General features: G+C 68.9%; 17 protein-coding genes. 2 read left to right on the top strand and 15 right to left on the bottom strand.

The genetic code is table 11. The annotated features are described in order from the left end of the window. Positions 1–49 precede the first annotated feature (49 nt). Positions 50–1,345: a hypothetical protein gene (locus IPP91_19290; GenBank protein MBL0144187.1), complete on the top strand. Its 1,296-nt coding sequence runs from the start codon at positions 50–52 to the stop codon at positions 1,343–1,345. On the opposite strand, the gene IPP91_19285 is transcribed toward IPP91_19290, so the two are convergent. The 14 genes from IPP91_19285 to IPP91_19220 are packed head-to-tail and all read right to left on the bottom strand — an operon-like array spanning position 1,346 to position 15,571. After that, entirely contained in the window at positions 1,346–2,479 is a 1,134-nt protein-coding gene (locus IPP91_19285; GenBank protein MBL0144186.1) for an HD domain-containing protein, read from the bottom strand. It lies immediately after the preceding gene. 13 nt (positions 2,480–2,492) lie between these two features. Beyond that, positions 2,493–3,137, bottom strand: a complete 645-nt coding sequence (locus IPP91_19280) for a response regulator transcription factor (protein MBL0144185.1) — start codon at positions 3,135–3,137, stop codon at positions 2,493–2,495. Next, positions 3,134–4,303 (bottom strand): PAS domain-containing protein, encoded by a 1,170-nt coding sequence (locus tag IPP91_19275; protein MBL0144184.1) that lies wholly within the window; start codon positions 4,301–4,303, stop codon positions 3,134–3,136. Before IPP91_19275 ends, IPP91_19280 begins: the two co-directional genes overlap by 4 nt. A gap of 10 nt (positions 4,304–4,313) precedes the next feature. After that, on the bottom strand, positions 4,314–5,027 hold the full coding sequence (locus IPP91_19270; GenBank protein MBL0144183.1) for a Crp/Fnr family transcriptional regulator: 714 nt from the start codon (positions 5,025–5,027) through the stop codon (positions 4,314–4,316). Positions 5,028–5,078: 51 nt separating this feature from the next. After that, positions 5,079–5,879, bottom strand: coding sequence for a hypothetical protein (locus tag IPP91_19265; protein MBL0144182.1), 801 nt, complete (start codon positions 5,877–5,879; stop codon positions 5,079–5,081). 11 nt (positions 5,880–5,890) lie between these two features. Further along, positions 5,891–7,318 carry a cbb3-type cytochrome c oxidase subunit I gene (locus IPP91_19260; protein MBL0144181.1) on the bottom strand — a complete coding sequence of 476 codons (1,428 nt, stop codon included), beginning with the start codon at positions 7,316–7,318 and terminating at the stop codon, positions 5,891–5,893. Next, complete coding sequence (locus IPP91_19255; protein ID MBL0144180.1) at positions 7,311–8,888, bottom strand: cytochrome b N-terminal domain-containing protein; 1,578 nt, start codon at positions 8,886–8,888, stop codon at positions 7,311–7,313. Before IPP91_19255 ends, IPP91_19260 begins: the two co-directional genes overlap by 8 nt. 2 nt (positions 8,889–8,890) lie before the next feature. After that, positions 8,891–9,391, bottom strand: a complete 501-nt coding sequence (locus IPP91_19250) for a hypothetical protein (GenBank protein ID MBL0144179.1) — start codon at positions 9,389–9,391, stop codon at positions 8,891–8,893. Beyond that, positions 9,388–11,325, bottom strand: a complete 1,938-nt coding sequence (locus tag IPP91_19245) for a cytochrome b N-terminal domain-containing protein (GenBank protein ID MBL0144178.1) — start codon at positions 11,323–11,325, stop codon at positions 9,388–9,390. The genes IPP91_19250 and IPP91_19245 overlap by 4 nt, the downstream gene beginning before the upstream one ends. A gap of 4 nt (positions 11,326–11,329) precedes the next feature. Further along, the gene (locus IPP91_19240; protein ID MBL0144177.1) at positions 11,330–12,163 is read right to left on the bottom strand and encodes an SCO family protein; all 834 of its coding nucleotides are present in this window, start codon (positions 12,161–12,163) and stop codon (positions 11,330–11,332) included. Positions 12,164–12,168: 5 nt separating this feature from the next. Next, a complete protein-coding gene (gene cyoE / locus IPP91_19235) occupies positions 12,169–13,038 on the bottom strand; it encodes a protoheme IX farnesyltransferase (GenBank protein MBL0144176.1) in 870 nt (289 codons plus the stop codon). A gap of 23 nt (positions 13,039–13,061) precedes the next feature. Further along, positions 13,062–14,792 carry a cbb3-type cytochrome c oxidase subunit I gene (locus IPP91_19230; GenBank protein MBL0144175.1) on the bottom strand — a complete coding sequence of 577 codons (1,731 nt, stop codon included), beginning with the start codon at positions 14,790–14,792 and terminating at the stop codon, positions 13,062–13,064. 10 nt (positions 14,793–14,802) lie between these two features. Beyond that, positions 14,803–15,357, bottom strand: a complete 555-nt coding sequence (locus IPP91_19225) for a cytochrome C oxidase subunit II (GenBank protein ID MBL0144174.1) — start codon at positions 15,355–15,357, stop codon at positions 14,803–14,805. Between the two features lie 28 nt (positions 15,358–15,385). Continuing rightward, the gene (locus IPP91_19220) at positions 15,386–15,571 is read right to left on the bottom strand and encodes a hypothetical protein (GenBank protein ID MBL0144173.1); all 186 of its coding nucleotides are present in this window, start codon (positions 15,569–15,571) and stop codon (positions 15,386–15,388) included. A gap of 151 nt (positions 15,572–15,722) precedes the next feature. Between IPP91_19220 and IPP91_19215 the strand changes: the two genes are divergently transcribed. Further along, positions 15,723–16,790, top strand: coding sequence for a COX15/CtaA family protein (locus tag IPP91_19215; GenBank protein ID MBL0144172.1), 1,068 nt, complete (start codon positions 15,723–15,725; stop codon positions 16,788–16,790). A gap of 42 nt (positions 16,791–16,832) precedes the next feature. On the opposite strand, the gene IPP91_19210 is transcribed toward IPP91_19215, so the two are convergent. After that, positions 16,833–17,405 (bottom strand): hemerythrin domain-containing protein, encoded by a 573-nt coding sequence (locus IPP91_19210; GenBank protein ID MBL0144171.1) that lies wholly within the window; start codon positions 17,403–17,405, stop codon positions 16,833–16,835. Between the last annotated feature and the right edge of the window lie 45 nt (positions 17,406–17,450).

The raw sequence follows: 17,450 nt of genomic DNA, 5'->3' as shown, positions 1-17,450 counted from the left end.
TTCGCGAACACGTCCCCGTTGTTTTGAGACCCCGACCCGCGAGACCGCCGTGACCAGACCGCCATCGCGTCGCCTCGATCGTGCCGAGGCATTCTTCTGGTTCCTCGACCGCTGCTCGTCGATGAACTTCGCCGTGCTTGCGCAAGGCCGCGGGCCGCTGGATGCGGAGCGGCTGGAAATTGCGCTCGCCGATGCGCAGGCGATCCATCCTGCACTTTCGGTCGCCATCGAAACCGACGCGGAAGGGCGGCTCGTCTTCGTGCCGTGCCCCGGCTTGCGCGCGAGCATGGCCCGTGAGGCTGCGGGCGACGACTGGCGGGCGACCTTGGCGGCGCGGCTCACCCAGCCGTTCGAGTTGGGCGAGGCGCCACTCATCCGGGCCCACTGGCTCGAGCGGACGGCCGGCAGCTGGGCCTTTGCCGTCGTATTTCATCACTCGATCGGCGATGCCCGTTCGGGATTCCGGCTGGTGGCGGACCTGATCGACGCAGCGCGTGGCGCGAGGGAGCTGCCCGCGCCAGTTGCGCCACGGACCTCGCTCATGGAAGCGTTTCCGGAAGCGCTGTCCGGCGATGCGGGCGCAGCCAGGGCCCGGGAATGGAAGGAAGTCTTGCGTCGGGAGCCGTTGCGGGCCGAGACGATGCCGGGCTTTGCCCGCCAGGCCGGGCCGGTTCGTCCCCGCATCATTGCCGTTCATGTGGACGCGGAGACCGTGTCCCGCCTTGCACGCCGCGCACGGGAGCATGGCGCAAGCGTCCACGGAGTCATCGGGGCGGCGGAACTCATCGCCGCGCGTGACCTGTTTCCGGAGGGCGCCACGCCCGCACTCATGCTCACGAGCCCGGTCGATCTGCGAGGCAACCTGCGGTCGCCGATGGACGATGCCACTCCGGGCTTCTACGTGACGCTGCTGTCGTCGCTGCGCCGCGTGGCCGGCCCGGGGGATCTCTGGCCGCTCGCGACCTTCCTGACGACGGATCTGCGTCGCCAGGTGGCGGCAGGCTGCGGTAACCTTTTCTATCACCTGGTGCCGCCAGCCGAGACGATGCCGGCCAGTCCCGAGGGCATTGCCGGCTTCGCGGCCTACATCGAGCGCATGCCGACCGCCTTCATGCTCAGCAACGTGGGCCGTGTCGAGGCGCTGCCCGAAGCGAACGGCATTTGCGTGGACGAGATCTCGTTCGCCCTGTGCCCGATGGCGCACCAGCCGCTCTTCGTGGCGGCGAGCACCTGGGGCGGGCGGCTCACGCTCAACGTCGTGCACGACGCGAACCGGTTCGCGCCGCAGGCTGCATCGGGCATCGCTGGCGCCATGGAAGCGATCCTTCGGCAGGCGGCGGGCTGATCAGCCCAGCAAGTCCTCGCGAAACTTCGCCTGGATGCGCTCGACTTCGGGCCGGTTGTCGACGAGGGCCCGCACGCATTCCTCGTCGAGGTGCGATCCCGCCAGTTGCTCGATCATGGTGAAGGCCAGATCGTTCGCGAAGGCCTCCTTGTAGGGCCGGCGGCTGGTGAGAGCGTCGAAGACGTCGGCCACGGCCACGATTCGCGCCTCCAGCGGAATCGCATCGCCCGCGAGGCCGTACGGGTAGCCCTTGCCGTCCACGCGTTCGTGGTGGAAGAGCGCGATGTTGCGAACCACCTCGGTATCGGCCAGGGCACCGAGACCGAACGTGGTCACCAGGTCGTCGATGATCGTCTGCCCCCGGTTGCTGTGCGTGCGCATCACTTCCTTTTCCGGGTCGCTGAGTCCCTCGGGCTTGAGCAGGATCGAATCCGGGATGCCGATCTTGCCGATGTCGTGGAGCGGCGCGTAGGCCTGGATGCGCTCGATGTACTCGTCGTCGAGGCCGTGCCGATCGGCTATCGCGCGGGCGATGACCCGGGCGTAGCGGGACATCCGGTCGAGGTGCGTCCCGGTCTCGGCGTCGCGGGCATGCACGAGGTGCCGCGCGCTCTCCAGTGCCGCGGAAAGCGTGTGGACTGCCCCGAGCTCCTGGATCACCAGCAGGGAGACGAGGTGGCCGAAGACGTCGAGCTGCGAGAGCGCGGTCTCGGTGAACACCTCCGGCTGGCGCGAGTTGAAGAACACGAATCCGAAGAAGTTGCTGTTGGAAAACATCGGGAGCGTATAGCTCGCGGCATAGCCCGAGCGGCCCAGGCGGCGGGAATGCTCGCTATGCGCGTCCTCGAAGGTGAGCATGTTCTGGATGACTCGCGGGCGCGCTTCCTCGATGACCCTCTTCAGCGACGGAACCTCGTCGAGCGGCGCCTGGTAATGCGGCAGGGGGTCGTCGCCCTCGCTCGAGTGCACGAACGTCTTGAGGAGCGTGGTCTCCGGGTCGTAGATCGCGACCGCGATGCGGGCGACGAACGGCATGAATGATCGCACCGCCCAGTGGATCTCACGGATCCGGGCGCGCAGGGGGCCATCGGCGTTGAGCGCCTTGAGCGAGTCTTCGTGGAAGGGGTCGGTCATGGAGGGGGCGCGATCAGCCGCGCGGTGGCGAGGGGGTTGGCTTGATGCCGAGCTTGTCGGCGGCGCGCACGAGGTCGGCCACGGAGCGCACCTGCATCTTCTCCATGATGCGGCCGCGGTGCACCTTCACCGTCTTCTCGGTCGTGCCGATCTCGGCGGCGATCACCTTGTTGCGCTTGCCGGCGATCACGTGGGTGAGCACCTCGCGCTCGCGCGGCGTGAGATCCCCGTATCGCAGTGCGATGTCGCGCTTGGTGGCCTTGTCGCCGAAGGCCAGGCGTGCGCGCTCGATGGCGCGGGTCAGGGCGGCGATGAGGGTCGCGGCCTCGAACGGCTTCAGCAGGAAGTCGATGGCCCCCCGCTTCATGGAGGTGACCGCTCCGGGCACGTCGCCGTGCCCGGTGAGGAACACGACCGCAATCTCGGGACGCAAGGCCTGCAGGCGGGCGTGCAACTCGATCCCGCTCTTGCCCGGGAGCCCGATGTCGAGGAGCGCGCAGGCCGGCCCGGCGACACTGGGGAGGAAGTCGAGAAAGTCCTCTGCCGTGGCGAACGTCTCTGGATTCGCGCCCTCGGCGCGCAGCAGGCGAGTGAGGGAGGCGCGCACGGACGGGTCGTCGTCGATGATGTAGAGGCTTACGCCTTCGGCGGCGATCATTTCGGCTCTTCTCCGGGCAGGTGGATCGTGAAGACGAGGCCGCGGCCGGGGTTGCGCGCAACTTCCAGCCGCCCCCCGTGCGCCTCCACGAGGGAGCGCGTGACGAGCAGTCCCAGGCCGGTGCCGCGGGCCTTCGTCGTATGGAATGTCCGGAACATGCGGGCCAGGGATTCGTCGTCGGCGCCTGGACCGGTGTCCTGCACGCGAAGGCGCACGCCGCCCGTTTCGCGCTCGATCGCCACGACCAGCGTGCGCTCGGTGCCGGGCGCCGCGCCCTCCATCGCCTCGATCGCATTCACCACGAGATTGAGGAGCACCTGGTGGAGCTGGATGGGATCGGCCATTACGCGCGGCAGCGTTCCGGCCGCCTCGAGACGCGCCTTGACGCCGGCATGGCGAAGCCGTGCACGCGCGAAGTCGAGAACCTCGGAGGCGGTGCGCGCGGGATCGACGGCCTCGGCTGCCGCGGGCTGCTTGCGAACGAGTCGGTGCGCGCGATGGATGATCTCGCCGGCGCGCCGCGCATCGCCGGCGATGGCCACCAGGGCCTCGCGCACTTCCGCCGGGTTGCCGGCGTCGAGGAAGCGCAGCGCCGCCTCGGCGTTGGTGATGATGGCCGCGAGCGGCTGATTCACTTCGTGCGCGAGCGACGCGCCCAGCGCGGCCACCGTGCGCACGCGCGAGGCGTGGGCGACCGTGTCCTGCAAGTCGTGCTCGCGCTCGCGCGCGTGGTGCAGCTCGGTCACGTCCGACTGGGTGCCCACATGGTGGGTGACTTTCCCGGCGGCGTCGCGGATGGGCGCGATGCGCAGGAAATTCCAGAAGGGCGTGCCGTCCTTGCGATAGTTGAGGATCTCGCCCTGGAAGACCTTGCCCTTCTGCAGCGCGATCGCGATGCCCTTCACGGTCTCGTGATCGGTGCCCGGCCCCTGCACCATGCGGCAGTTGGTGCCGATGATTTCGGCGGCGCAGTAACCCACGAGCCGCTCGAACGACGGGCTCACATAGACGATCGGCGCATCGGGGGTCGACGCATCGGAGATGACGATCCCGTCGTCGGCCACGTCGAGGGCGGCGGCCTTGAGCCACTCCTCGACCTGGGGGGCGAGGAGGTTTGCGGCGGCCGGCGGTCCGCATTTCGGCTTGGATGAGGTGCGGGCGGCCATGGTTGCGCGTTCAGCCGGTGTAGGTACGCAGGCGCTCGATGTCGGGGACCGAAACCGAACGGCCCTCCATCACGATCAGCCCCGCGCCGGCCAGCTCGTGCAGGATGCGCGAGAAGTACTCCGGCGTGAGATTGAGGCGCGAGGCCACGATCATCTTGTTGGCGGGCAGCGTCACGCTCGTCGAGCGCGCGGAGCCGTCGGAAATGGCGTCGTCGCGCAGCAGGTAGCCGATCACGCGCTCCAGCCCCGAGCGAAGCGAGTAGGCCTCCACGTCGTGGATGAGCTGGTGAAGCTTCTTCGACATGCCGGCCAGCAGCCGCCTCGCGAAGCGGGGATCGCGCACGATCTCCTCCGAGACGAGGCTCTTGGAGACGTGCAGCAGGAGCGAATCCTTGAGCGCCTGCGCCGAGACGGGGTAGGGGATGTCCATGAAGAGGACCGCCTCGCCGAACGAGATGCCCGGGCCCATGATCTCGATCACCTTCTCGGAGCCCTGGGGTGAAGTGACGAAGAGCTTCACCTGCCCGTAGAGGACGACGTGGAAGCCCTCGCAACGGTCGCCTCGCGTGAAAAGCGTCTCGCCCTTGGTCGCGTAGATGCGGCGAGTGCCGCCCGCGACGCGCTGGATCTCCTCGGGCGTGAGATCGCTGAAGAGCGGCAGGTTGACGAGGAATTGCTCGACCGGGATGTCGGGCCCGCGTGAGCGCGGTTCTCCGGGCTGCATGAAGGGATGGGCACAGGGCGTTGGGAGCGCCCATGATAACCCGGCTGCCGCTCAGGATCCGGCAGGCAGGCGTTCGGGGTGCGCGGGATCGGGGCGCAAGGGGGCCCGGCAGGACAGCGCTGCAGCAATGACGGGGAGAAGCGCCGCGGACGTGAGCAGGTTGTGAAGCCAACGCGCCAGTGGCCCGGCGGGCAACGACAGCGCGAGCAGGACCTGAAGCGCCATGAGCGCGGCGGCGAGGCGCGTTGCCGCACGTACACCGGCCGGGGGTGCGCTTGCGAACGCCAGCAGCCCCCAGCCCGCCAGGGTGGCCCAGGAAAGGGCGCGATGGGCGAGGCCCAGCGACGCGGTGTCGGCCGGCGGTGCCATGACCAGCAGGCCCCCCGTCCCTGTGGACACGGCGAACAGCAACGCTGCGGCAGCGAAGGGGAGTGCGATCCGTCCCCGCGGCTGGCGCGGGGCGACGGCCAGGGCCACGGAGACCGCAAGAAGCGTGAGGCCCCCCAGCAGGTTGGCGAGCATCACCTCGGGCGGGGCGGCTCCCGCCGACCGGCGGCCGATGACGGCGAGCGCGGCCACGAGGCCGAAGAGGATGGCCGCGGCGATGCGCAGGCCCCAGCGCCGGGGCGCCTTCCACGCCAGCGCGATGATGACGAGGGCCAGGACCGTCACGCCCATGGCGGCCACGCGGTGCGCGAGGCGCACGGCATCGGTGAGCGTGAATCCCTCGCACCCTGCCGGCGGACAGGGCACGGCCACGAGCCTCAGCCAGGCGCTGGCAGCGACGATGATGAAGACCAGCGCCGCGCATGCGGCCGCGGTCGCGGAAAGCATGCGCTCTTCGCGCGTCATGACCGGTGCGCTCAGGCGGTCTCGGCGCCGGCGGGACGACGCAGGGCGCCGATCACGACGATCACGAACGCGAGGCCGCCCAGGATCGCTACCAGGCCGCCCAGGCCCATGAGCCCCATGCCCGCCACCTCCTGCGGCGTGCGCAGCACCTGCGCGGCGCCCGCCACCTTGCGTTCAACGCCGTATCCGCCCGACCACACCAGGCCCACGATGTGCGCGAGCTGCCCTCCGCCGTAGAGCCAGGGCTGCCACGCGGCCAGACGCGAGCGCGGCGCGGCGAAACCGAGCTGCGGCAGGAGGTGGTAGGCCAGTCCCATGAACGCGAGCGTCACCCCGACGATGCAGCCGTGATAGTGCGCCGGGATCTTCACGTTGGCCCCGCTGATGGCAAAGCCGATGAGGCCGCCGGCCGCGAAGAGCCCGATGGAGGCCGCGAGCGCCCCGAAGATCGGGCGCTTCTGCGCGTCGAGGGATGGCAGGCTGCGCATCGCCCACAGGAGCGCGAGGAGAACCGGCGGGATCGCGAGCCCGCCGCCGAAACGCATGAGCCAGGTTTGCAGCTTGTGGTGCTCCACCGAGGCGACCGGGTGGGCGATGTAGATGACGGGGGTGACGAACACGCAGGCCAGCGCGATCGTGAAGACGAGAAGCGTCACGCGAGGCGAAAGTGCCGGGCGCAGCCCCAGAGCGCTCGCAAGCCACAGCCAGCCGGCGAGCATGAGCAGGGTCCACGTGAACTGCAGCACGTGGCCGCCGCCCCAGAAGAGCAGCTCGTAGTAGGCCTTGCGCTCGAGGTGCGGCGAGAGCTCCATCCACGACCAGCCGAAGGCGGCCAGGGCAATGGCCGTCGCGACGGCCGATCCGAGGATTCCCCAGCGTAGCGCCGACTCGCCGTCGAGGGTCGGGGCAAAGGCGCGAGCCGCCCAGAACGTGCGCGTCGCCGCAAGCGCGACGCCGGCGCCGATGGCGGCAAGACCGCCCAGGAACGCGGCGTTGTCGATGACGGGGATGTAGTTGGCCAGCACCGGCACCGCGTTCCCCGCGAGCGGGGCCACGCAAAGCGCCAGCGTCCCGGCGGCGCACAGCGCCAGGGCGACCCAGCCCACGGCGATGCCGCGGGCATCGCACGCAAGGCTCCACAGCACGCCCGCGAAGGCAAGGAACCAGACGAGGACCGACAGGTCCACGTGCGCGACGAGCGCCACCTGGAAGAAATCGGCGACGGGGAAGATTTCCTTGAGCCCCGGCGTGCGCGCGAGCACGAGCAGGAGCGAGAACACGCCGGATCCGACGAGCGCGGCGATGCCGAGCGCGAGCCAGCCGGTCGCGAGGCGCGCGGAGGCGTCGCGCCCCACGGTGATCCCGAATGTGGTGCCGCTCGCCGATTGGTCGGCAGCCGAAGCGAGGGAGTGGGCATGGGCGGAGTGAAGGCTAGCCATGGTGCTTCTCCTGGCGTTTGGGGGGTGAGGCATGGCGGGATTCGAGTCGTTCGAGGTCCGCGCGGAAGGCATCGAGCTGCGTGCGCAGGAATCCGGTATCGGTGCGCCCGGCGGGGACCAGCCGGACGCGCTCACGCGCCACGCTCGATCGCAATGCAGGCTTGCGCTCGGCGCCCAGCCGCGCAGCGATGAGCTGGTCGCCGGTGCGGAACTCGCAGTCGCCTTCGCGGCAACTGGCGACGAGCACGCCGTCGGCCCCTGCGCGCAGCGCGTATTCCACGAACGAGGGGGGCAGCATCGCGCCGCAGACGAATTCGATCGCGGCGGTGGAGGGCCCTGCGAGGCTTTCGCTATCCGCTCCCCAGCGGCAACCGAAGACCACGATGCGCGGGCGGCCCACGAGGGCAGCCGTGCGCGCCTCCAGCCGGTCGCGCATTTCGCCGATGGCCATGGAGGGCATGTCGATGCCGGTGACCAGCGCCTCGTCCCGGCGGAACGGCGTGGACGATGGGCAGGCGCCGGTGCAGATGCCGCAGCCCGCGCACAGGTCAGGGTTCACCTGTGCCTGACGCGGATGCGGACGCGCGTCGGTGCGCGCCACCATCACCACCGCGTCGTACGGGCAGTCCGCGAAGCAGCGCGCACAGCCGTTGCAGTTGGCCAGGCTCACGCGGGCCGCCGGTGCGCGCGCGACGCGCGTGGCCCACGGCAGGGTTGCGAGGCCCGCGAGAAAGGCGGCCGTCGCCCACCACAGCCCGTCGGGTCCGAGCCAGGCCATGAGCGGGTGCGGGAAGAGATAGAACCAGTCGACGGGGATCCTGGCGGGCAGGAAAGCCAGGTCGGCCGCAGGCATCAGCGAGACGGGCTTGGCGAGGCAAAGCGCCGCCAGCATGGCGAGGGATCCCCACCCCAGCGCGCCCGGCGGATTGGTGCGTGCGGGGCTCACGCGCTGCACGTGCGCCCACATCGCGCCGAGCATGGCGAGCGGCAGGCCGATGTGCAGGAAGATGAGGAGGGAGAAGAAGCGGTCGTTCACCTGGCTGCCGGCGATGACGTTGCGCGACAGGGCGCCGTCGAAGACCGGCAGCGCGTCGAACCATTCCGTGGTGGCCGTGAGGCTCCACTGCGCGAGCTGGTCCCAGGGCAGCCAGTAGCCGCCGATGCCGGCGGCGAACATCAGCACCAGGACGACGAGCCCGGTGAGCCACGCGTAGAGGCGGAACGCCGCGTAGTGCCGGCGCGCCAGTTCCCGCGCGAGGTGAAGCGCGGTCACCACCACGAGGGCGTCGGCGCTGTAGCGGTGCAGCGCGCGCGCCAGCGCGCCAAGCGGCCACTCGTTGCGGTCCATCGCGGCCAGGCTCTCGTGCGCGCCGAGGGTGCTGGTGTCGTAGCCGACGTAGATCCAGATGCCCGAGGCGCAGCAGATCCAGAAGAACAGGAAGCCGAGCGCGCCGAGATGCCGCCACGGGTTCAGGCGCTGGCCGAAGGCGCGGTCGAAGAGCGCGTCCACCCGCTCCACGACGAGCGCGGCACGGCCGGGGCGGGGAAGCGACAGGGAGGCGGCTTTCATGGCTAGCGCAACACGATCCCGCCCTTGCCGGGTTCGAAGTCGATCACCAGCACGCGGCCCGGCTCGAGACGCACTTCCTCCTCACGCACGCGGTCGAAAAGTCCCGCCGCGTTGTCCGCGATGCTCACCTTCACGAGGTACGTGCCCGCGACGACGGGTATGCGCCGGTAGGCCACCGACGCGCCGTCGCGCGACAGGCCCGTCGGCGCCGCGACGATGTCGGCCACGGACTTGCCATTGAGCTCCACTTTCACCAGCACGGGCGCGCGCTCGCGCGAGCAGTCTTCCGCTGCCCGCATGTTGGGCGCCAGTTTCGCGAGTTCCTCGGGCGTGCGCGTGCGGCAGGCCACCTTGCGTTGTCCGGCGTGGTTGAGCGACAGGCGGATGAGCGCGTGGCCCGGGGGAAGCGGCTCGAACGCCGGCGAGGTCGAGAAATAGCCCAGGGTGGCCGCGAAGGCGCCATAGAGGAGGCCCTGCAGGAGGTAGCGCAGCGGGCGGTTCATGGGCGCCCCCCCAGGCGCACGAGATCGGCGTCCTTCGAATGGATGCGCGGTGCGAGCTTGAACGCATCGGAAAAGCAGTCGTCGGGCGAGAGCCCCTGCTTGGCGAACGCAGGTTGCGCGGCCTCGACCATCTTCACCGAGCCGCAGGCGTAGATGCGATGCCCCCCGAGGTCGGGATAGTCGGCGAGGATCGCCTCGTGGACAAGGCCCTTCCTGCCCTCCCAGCCGTCGCCGGGCACCGCATCGGAGAGCACGGGAACGAAGCGGAAGTTCGCATGCTCCTTCGCCCAGCGCTCGGGAAGTTCGCGAAGGTACATGTCGGCGAGGTTGCGCGTGCCCCAGTAGAGCACCATGGGCCGGGTCACGCCGGCATGCAGCGCGTGCTCCACCATGCTCTTCACGGGTGCGAATCCGGTGGCCCCGGCCACGAAGATGACGGGCTTGTCCCCGTCCTCGCGCAGGAAGAAGGAGCCCACCGGTCCCTCGAAGCGAATATGATCGCCGACCTTCATGGCGGTGAAGACGTGCGTGGTGAATCGCCCGCCTTCGATGCGGCGGATGTGCAGCTCGATCGGGCCGGGCTCGTGCGGAGGGGTGGCGAACGAGAAGGCGCGCTTCTGGCCGTCGTCCAGCAGGATGTTGATGTACTGGCCGGCGTAGAAGGGGATCCTCGCTCCCCCTTCGACCTCGAGGCGAACGCGCATGACGTCCGGCGCGAGCAGGTCCATGGAGACCACTCGCGCGTCATGCAGGGTGACGGGACGCGCGGATTCGTCCGTGGGTTCGTATTCGATCTCGACATCGGAAAGGGGCTTCGCCACGCAGGAGAGCACGCGGCCGGCCTCGCGGTCCGCGGTGGACAGGGCACTTTCCTGGTAGGCGCCCAATTCCACCTCCCCGTGCAGCACCGTGCACTTGCAAACGCCGCAGCCGCCGTTGCGGCAATCGAAGGGCATGGGAAGCCCTTCGCGCAGGCAGGCGTCGAGGATCGACTCGTCCTCCTTCACCGGGACGATGCGATTGTCGGGATGGGCCAGCACGTGGAACGCGCGAATGGCGCGCCGCCCGAACTTCGGCGGCAGCCACGGTGCCAGCACGGCGAGAATCGTGAGGGGGACGACGAGCGCCCAGACGGCGCCGGGCGTCCAGCGGTAGATGAGGGCGTAGGTAGGCAGGTAGAACCAGTCGAACTCGATCGAGGACGCCGTCGTCGCGAGGTCGGCGGGCAGCTGGCTCAGCGCCGGCTTCACGACGGAGAGCGCGATCATCGCCGCGCCGAGCGCGACCATGAGCGGGTTGGGCGGCAGCGTCTTCGCCTGCGGCACGCGGTGCGTGTGGATCCACAGGAGCGCCAGCACGCCCAGCGGCAGGCCGATGTGCAGGAACGAGAGCAGGGAGAAGAACCGGTCGTTCACGCTGTCGGCGCTCAGGAAATTGCGCATGAGCAGGCCGTTGAACACCGGCAGCGCGTCGAACCACTCGGCGGTGGCGGTCACGGTGAACTGCGCGAGCTGGTCCCAGGGCAGCATGTAGCCGTTGATGCCCGAGGCGTACACGAGCCAGAGCAGGATCACGCCGCTCACCCACGAGAACCAGCGGAAGCCGCGGTGCCGGTCGAAGGCGAAGTGGCGCGTCAGGTGCAGCACCATGGTGAGCACCATGCCGTCGGAGGCGTAGCGGTGCAGGCTCCTGAGGATCCCGCCGATCCATCGCTGGTCGTGGGTGAGGCGCTCGACGGAAGCGTAGGCGCCGGTCACGCTCGTGTCGAAGAAGGCGTAGAGGTAGAGCCCGCTCGCGAGCACGACCCAGAACAGGTAGTAGCTGATCGCCCCGAGGTGGTAGAGCGGATTGAGGCGTTCCCCGAAGATGGCGTTGGCGATCCTTTCCGCGCCGAGGAAGAGCCGCTGCAGGAGCCTTTGCAGGAGGGCGAGCATGGCATCAGCCCGCGCGCAACCGGCGCCGGTGCCGTTGCCATTCGCGGAACAGGAAGAAGAACGTGGCGAGCACGATGGACGCGCCGATGAGAATCTCGAGCACGATGCTGTAGTCCAGGCGATAGCGCCCGCTTCGAGGATCATACACGGTGCACAGCAATCGAACGCGCTCGAGGAGATTGGCGACGGAGAATTGCGGCAGGGGAGCATTGGTGAGCAGGGCCTTGAGCGGGCCCACGAGCATCGGCACCTCGAAGCTCTCGCCATACACCTGCGCGGCCACGCGGCCTTCCTCGTCGATGAGCGTGACTTGCGTGAGATGGTCGAAGCCGCCGGAGGAAGCGGCAAAGCTGAACCCGAGGTCGCGGGTGATGCTTTCCACCACCCCGGCCTCGGGGCTCAGGAAGACCCAGTCGCGGCGATCGATGCCCTGCGCGCGGGCGAAGGCGCGCATCGCCTCCGGCGTGTCATAGGGATAGTTGAAGCCGATCGTGGCCACGGCATAGCGGCCGGGGCCGAGCATGCGATCGGCTTCGGCGACCGCACCCGCGAGAAATCGCGTGGTGGTCGGGCAGACCTGCGAGCAGGCCGTGTACACGAAGTTGACGAGGAGCGGGCGGCCGCGGAACTGCGAAAGCCGCACCGGCTTGCCGTCGGCCGCCTTGAACGCGTAGTCGCCCACCGGGTTGCCGAGGGCGCGCTGGCTGCGTTCGAGGGTCGCGTTCGCATCCAGGGCGGCGCCCCCGGATTCCGCACGCGCCTGCGCGGTCCCGAGGACGACCCCGAAGGCGAACGCGGCCGCCGTCTGCAGCCAGCGCGTTCGGCAACCGGTACCCATGCGGGCTAGGCCCGCCAGGCCGCGTCCGCGATCACGCCGATGAGCAGGAGCGAGAGCTGGGCGAGGGAGGCATGGAAGCTCCCCATCGCCGTGGTGCGGGAAGGATCGGCCGCAAGGCGCGCGGCCCCGCGCAGGAACAGGAGTCCGCCGGCGATCGCGCCGGCCGCATAGAGGGTGCCCAGGCCGAAGAGGAGCGGCAGGAAGGATGAGGCGACGAGCACGACGGTGCCGCCGAGCACGACCCGGGCCGCGCGGGCCTCGCCCACGACCACCGGAAGCATCGGCACGCCCGCGGCGCGGTAGTCGTCCTGGAAGGCGATGGCGAGGCTCCAGAAGTGCGGCGGCGTCCAGAGGAACAGCACCCAGGCGAGCGAGGCGGCCACGGGGCCGATCTCGCCCGGGGTGACGGCGGTCGCCCCGGCGAGCACCGCGAAGCTGCCGGCGAGGCCCCCGATCACGATGTTCATCCACGTGCGCCGCTTGAGGATGACCGTATAGACGACGCCGTAGAAGAAGGCGCCCAGGAACACGAACAGGGCGGCGACGGCATTCACGGCGACCGCCGCAGCGCACACGGCAAGCGCCAGCATGAGGCCGATCACGCCGAGCCAGAACGGCCCGTGCTTGAGCTGGCCGGTGACGAAGGCGCGGCCGCGCGTGCGTCCCATGCGCGCATCGAGGTCGCGCTCGACGTACTGGTTGAACGCGCCTGCCGCCGCCGAAGCGGCGATGACGCACGCGACCAGGAGCGCCACCTGCCAAGCGCCTGCCTGCCGGCCGGGGACCGCGAGGGCCCCCGCCAGGGCGGTGAGCCCGATCGCGAAGCCGATGCGGAGCTTGAACAGGTCGAAGAAGAGTTTCACGCGGCTGTTCATGGAGGTCTCCCGATCGCCCGAGCCTACTTCAGCGGCCAGACGGTCGACAGGTACTTCCAGTTCACGAAGTAGTAGAGGATGAAAGACGTGAGGAACACCATCGCCAGCACGAAGGTGCCCGGCGCCACGAAACCGCCGATGCCGATGGAGCCGTGCACCGCGGGGACTGCGGGCGCCGCGAATTCCGGCGTCGGCGCCGGGGCCATGCCATCCTTCACCGACACGCGGGCGAAGCCCGGCGTCTGGATCTTCTTGCCGAGGAACACCGACCCCACCGTGTTGATGAGGAACATCGCGCCGCCCACGGTCGCGAGGATGCCCGAGACCGCCATGAGGCCCATCATGAGATAGGCCGTGCCGGGGAACTCGTGCGGCAGGACCGCGCCGGAAAAGGCCATGTCCCAATGGCGGCGCGGCACGCCGAGCGTTCCGGCGCCCATCATGAAGACCGAGAATCCCATCATGCCCAGGCCATAGACGTAGGTCTGCCACTTGGCCATCGCCGGGAACATCAGTTCGCGCCGGAAAAGGGTCGGGATCAGGAAGTACGTGAGCGCCATGAAGGCGAGCGTGGTTCCCACGACCACCGTCGCGTGGAAGTGGCCCGGCACGTAGATCGTGTTGTGGATGATGAGGTTCAACTGCTCGGTGCCCATCATGACGCCCGAGATCCCGCCCAGGAAGCCGAAGCCCACGAGCGACATGAACATGCCCGAGAAGCTGGGATTGCCCCACGGGGCCTTCCTCAGCCACTCGAAAAGGCCCTTGTTGAAGCCCTTCTCGCGCTGCGCCACCTCGATCGCGCCCGGCACCGTGAGGCCGTGCACCATGGAGGCGAGCACGGCGAGGTACATCGCGTAGCTGGTGTTGAAGATCTTCCAGTTGGAGGTGAGGCCCGGGTCGGCGAGCAGGTGGTGCGCGCTCGCGAGCTGCAGGAACAGGATGTAGAGCACGAAGGCCGTGCGGCTCACCTTCTCGCTCATCGGCTTGGCGCCGAAGACGATGGCGGCGATCGCGTACCACACGGACACGTGCGCGGCGACGTTGATCTGCTGCGAGGAGTGCCCGAACGCCCACCAGACCGTGCGGTACATGAGGGAGTCGATGTGCGAGACCAGCCCCACGGACCACATGAAGGTCGGTATCAGGATGATGGCGCCCGCGGCGATGGTGAATACCGCGATGATCGCCGCGGTCACGGCGCCGAAGGTCACCAGCGGGATCGAGCCGTTGTAGGTCTTCTCCGACTTGCCCACGACGAGCGTGCCGAAGAACACGAAGCAGGCGACGAGCGCGCCCACGGCGAAGAGGATGAGCCCGAGGTAGAAGAGCGGGTGAGCCCCCATCGGCACGTAGGACGTGAACATGACGCTGGAATCGCCCTTGAACACGGCGACGTTGTTCGTGATCGCGCCCACGATCATCAGCCAGAAGGCCACCCAGGCCACCTTCGGCGTCGCCAGGCGGCACTTGAGCAGCGTCGAGGCGGCGAAGTAGAGCACCGCGATCTCGAAGAAGATGATCCAGAACACCAGCATGTCCAGGCCATGCGCGGTGAGCACGAGGTAGAACCAGTCGGGCGGCAGGAGCCTCACCGCCGGCCAGCGCGTGAGCGTGACCAGCAGGGCCAGGACGCCGCCCACGAGGAGCGAGACGACGCCGGCGACGGCGTTCCAGCGGATGAGCGCCTCGGCGGGCTCGTGGTAGACGAGTCCGGTGGACGGGCAGGTGCGGAAATTGCGATTGACGGCCATGGCGATCTCCCTACTGCTTCTTCGGTTTGACGACGTAGAGCTTGCTCGCCATCGTGTGGTGGTTGATGCCGCAGTACTCGTTGCAGATGATCGAGTAGGTGCCTTCCTTGGTGGGCGTCATGGTCACGACGTGCTCGTAGCCGGGATGCACCTGGATGTTGATGTTCTCGGGCTGCAGGGAGAAGCCGTGCAGCCAGTCGGTGGACATGATGTGCAGGCGGTAGGTCTGGCCTTCCTCGAGTTCCAGCACCGGCCACCACTGCCACAGGCGCGCCACGAGATAGACGTCGGCGCCCGGCACGGGGTGCACGACGGGAATGTTCTGCTCCGTGACGGTGCGCACGGTGTGCTTGTCCACCATCGCCTGCGCCTTGGCGAGGAACGCCTCGGGCGTGGAGCGGTAGGCCTCGTTGGAGAGGTTCTGCTTACCGTAGACGTGCCAGTACGGCATCATGAAGAACATGACCATGCACCACACGAAGGCGATGACGATCCAGGTGCCTTCGACTCGGTCGAGGGGTTGCTTCCACCAGACTCTCTGGGGCGGGGATTGGATGGCGCTCATGGGGTCTTCTCCGGGGTGGTCGCGGCGGTCACTTGGTGAGCGGGATGCCCACGATTTCCATCACGCCCCAGACGATGTAGAGGACGGTGGGCATCGCGACCCCGAGGAACAGGAGCAGGAACGGGTTGTCGATGAGTTGCTGCATCATCGGAATCGGTTCGTCGTGCACGTCGGCATCGTCGGCCGCACCGGGCGTGGCGGGTACCTGGCTCATGGGGACTTCTCCTGGAATGGGCGCGGGCCGCGAGGTTCGGCACGTCACCGGGGGTATGCTAGGCAGCCGGGCGCCGGAAAAACTTGAACGGGTTCAAGAAAAGCCTTTTTGGGCCTTCGGGACATGGCCGGAAGTGGAGCCGGCACCTAAAATGGACCCCGTGAACGCCCTCCCGATCGCCGCGGCGGCGGCCTCCCCTTACGCGACCCCGGGCAAGGGCCGCCGGGCTGTGGCTTTCTGGCTGCTGGCCTGCTGCGCCCTGGTCTTTGCGATGGTCGTGGTGGGCGGGGCGACCCGCCTCACCCATTCCGGCCTGTCCATCGTCGAGTGGAAGCCCCTGGTGGGCGCGCTCCCGCCCCTGAACGAGGCGCAGTGGGCCGAGACCTTCGACAAGTACAAGCTCACGCCCGAGTTCAGGCTGCGCAACCACGACATGGGCCTCGAGGGGTTCAAGTCGATCTTCTGGTGGGAGTATTTCCATCGGCTGCTCGGGCGACTCATCGGCGTGGCCTTCTTCGTGCCTTTCCTCTACTTCTGGCTGCGCGGGCGGCTGGACCGGCCCCTGGGCTGGAAGCTCGCGGGCATCCTGCTGCTGGGCGGGCTGCAGGGCGGGATGGGGTGGTACATGGTGAAGAGCGGTCTGGTGGACGATCCGCAGGTGAGCCAGTTCCGGCTCACGGCACACCTGGGCCTGGCGCTGCTCATATACGCGTGCATGTTCTGGGTGGCGCATGGCATCCTGCGCCCGGCGCGGTCGGGCGCGACCGACGCACTGCGGCGCGCCGGTCTCGCCTTCGCTGTCGTCGTGTTCGCGATGGCGCTCACTGGCGGGTTCGTGGCCGGCATCCGCGCCGGCTTCGCCTACAACACCTGGCCACTCATGAACGGCCACTGGGTTCCGCCCGAGATCCTGCTGATCGAGCCGTGGTGGCGCAATTTCGCCTACAACATGGCCACCGTGCAGTTCGTGCACCGCACGCTCGCGCTCGTCGTCCTCGCGGGTGCGTGGATCCTCGCGTGGCGGGTGTTCGCCTCGCGCACCGCAAGCAAGGAATCGCGTCTTGCCGCCGGCACGCTGGCCGGTGCCACGCTGCTCCAGGTCGTGCTCGGCATCACGACGCTGCTGATGGCCGTGCCGGTCGGCATCGCCACCGCCCACCAGGGCGGCGCGGTCGTCGTCCTCACTGCGGCCGTCTGGCTCGCAAGAACCCTGCGCTGACGACCTTCCGGTGCCAGGCACCGGAAGTTGCCCGACCCCGGTTCAGGGCTTCAGCGGGCAGTCCTTGATTCGCAGGTGCGTATCGTCGTGGCGCTGCGCCATGGCGACGCCGATCTCGCGTGACCTTTGCGGGCCGATTACGCGCATCAGGTCGGCGAGCTCGAGTTCCCCGCGTTCCAGGTGGCGCCGCGCGAATTGGAGGAAGTCCGCGGCCGTGCCGCCGGGCAGGCTGACGGCGACCCCGCTGCCCAGCGCGAGGAGCGGGATGCGAAGCGCGTGCCACAGCTCCGCCAGTTCATGGTGCTCGACCAGCAGCGAGGAGACCAGTTCGAAGGCCTGGGCCCGGCGGGCGGGGGAATCGGCCGCCGCGAGCAGGGCCGGGAAGATGTCCTTTTCCTCGTCCCCCATGTGCACGGCGAGCGCCTCGTCGATGTCGGCAACCAGCGCGCCGGCGCGGTCCGCAGCATCCGCGGGCGGCGCTTCGTGCAAGGAGGAATCGAACTCGGCGGCGAGCCGCTCCAGGCGATCGAGCATTCGCGCCATGCAGCGGTAGCAGGTGCCGAGGGCGTCCCCCGGGGACGGGGCGCCGGACTGTTCGGTCGGCGAAGCGGGCATCGACCCTCCAGAATGGAGGAGCCAGACTACCGGGGTGCGTCCCGC

Source organism: Betaproteobacteria bacterium, from assembly GCA_016720855.1.
Classification (GTDB): Bacteria; Pseudomonadota; Gammaproteobacteria; order Burkholderiales; family Usitatibacteraceae; genus FEB-7.
This window is presented reverse-complemented; position numbering and strand designations above follow the sequence as displayed.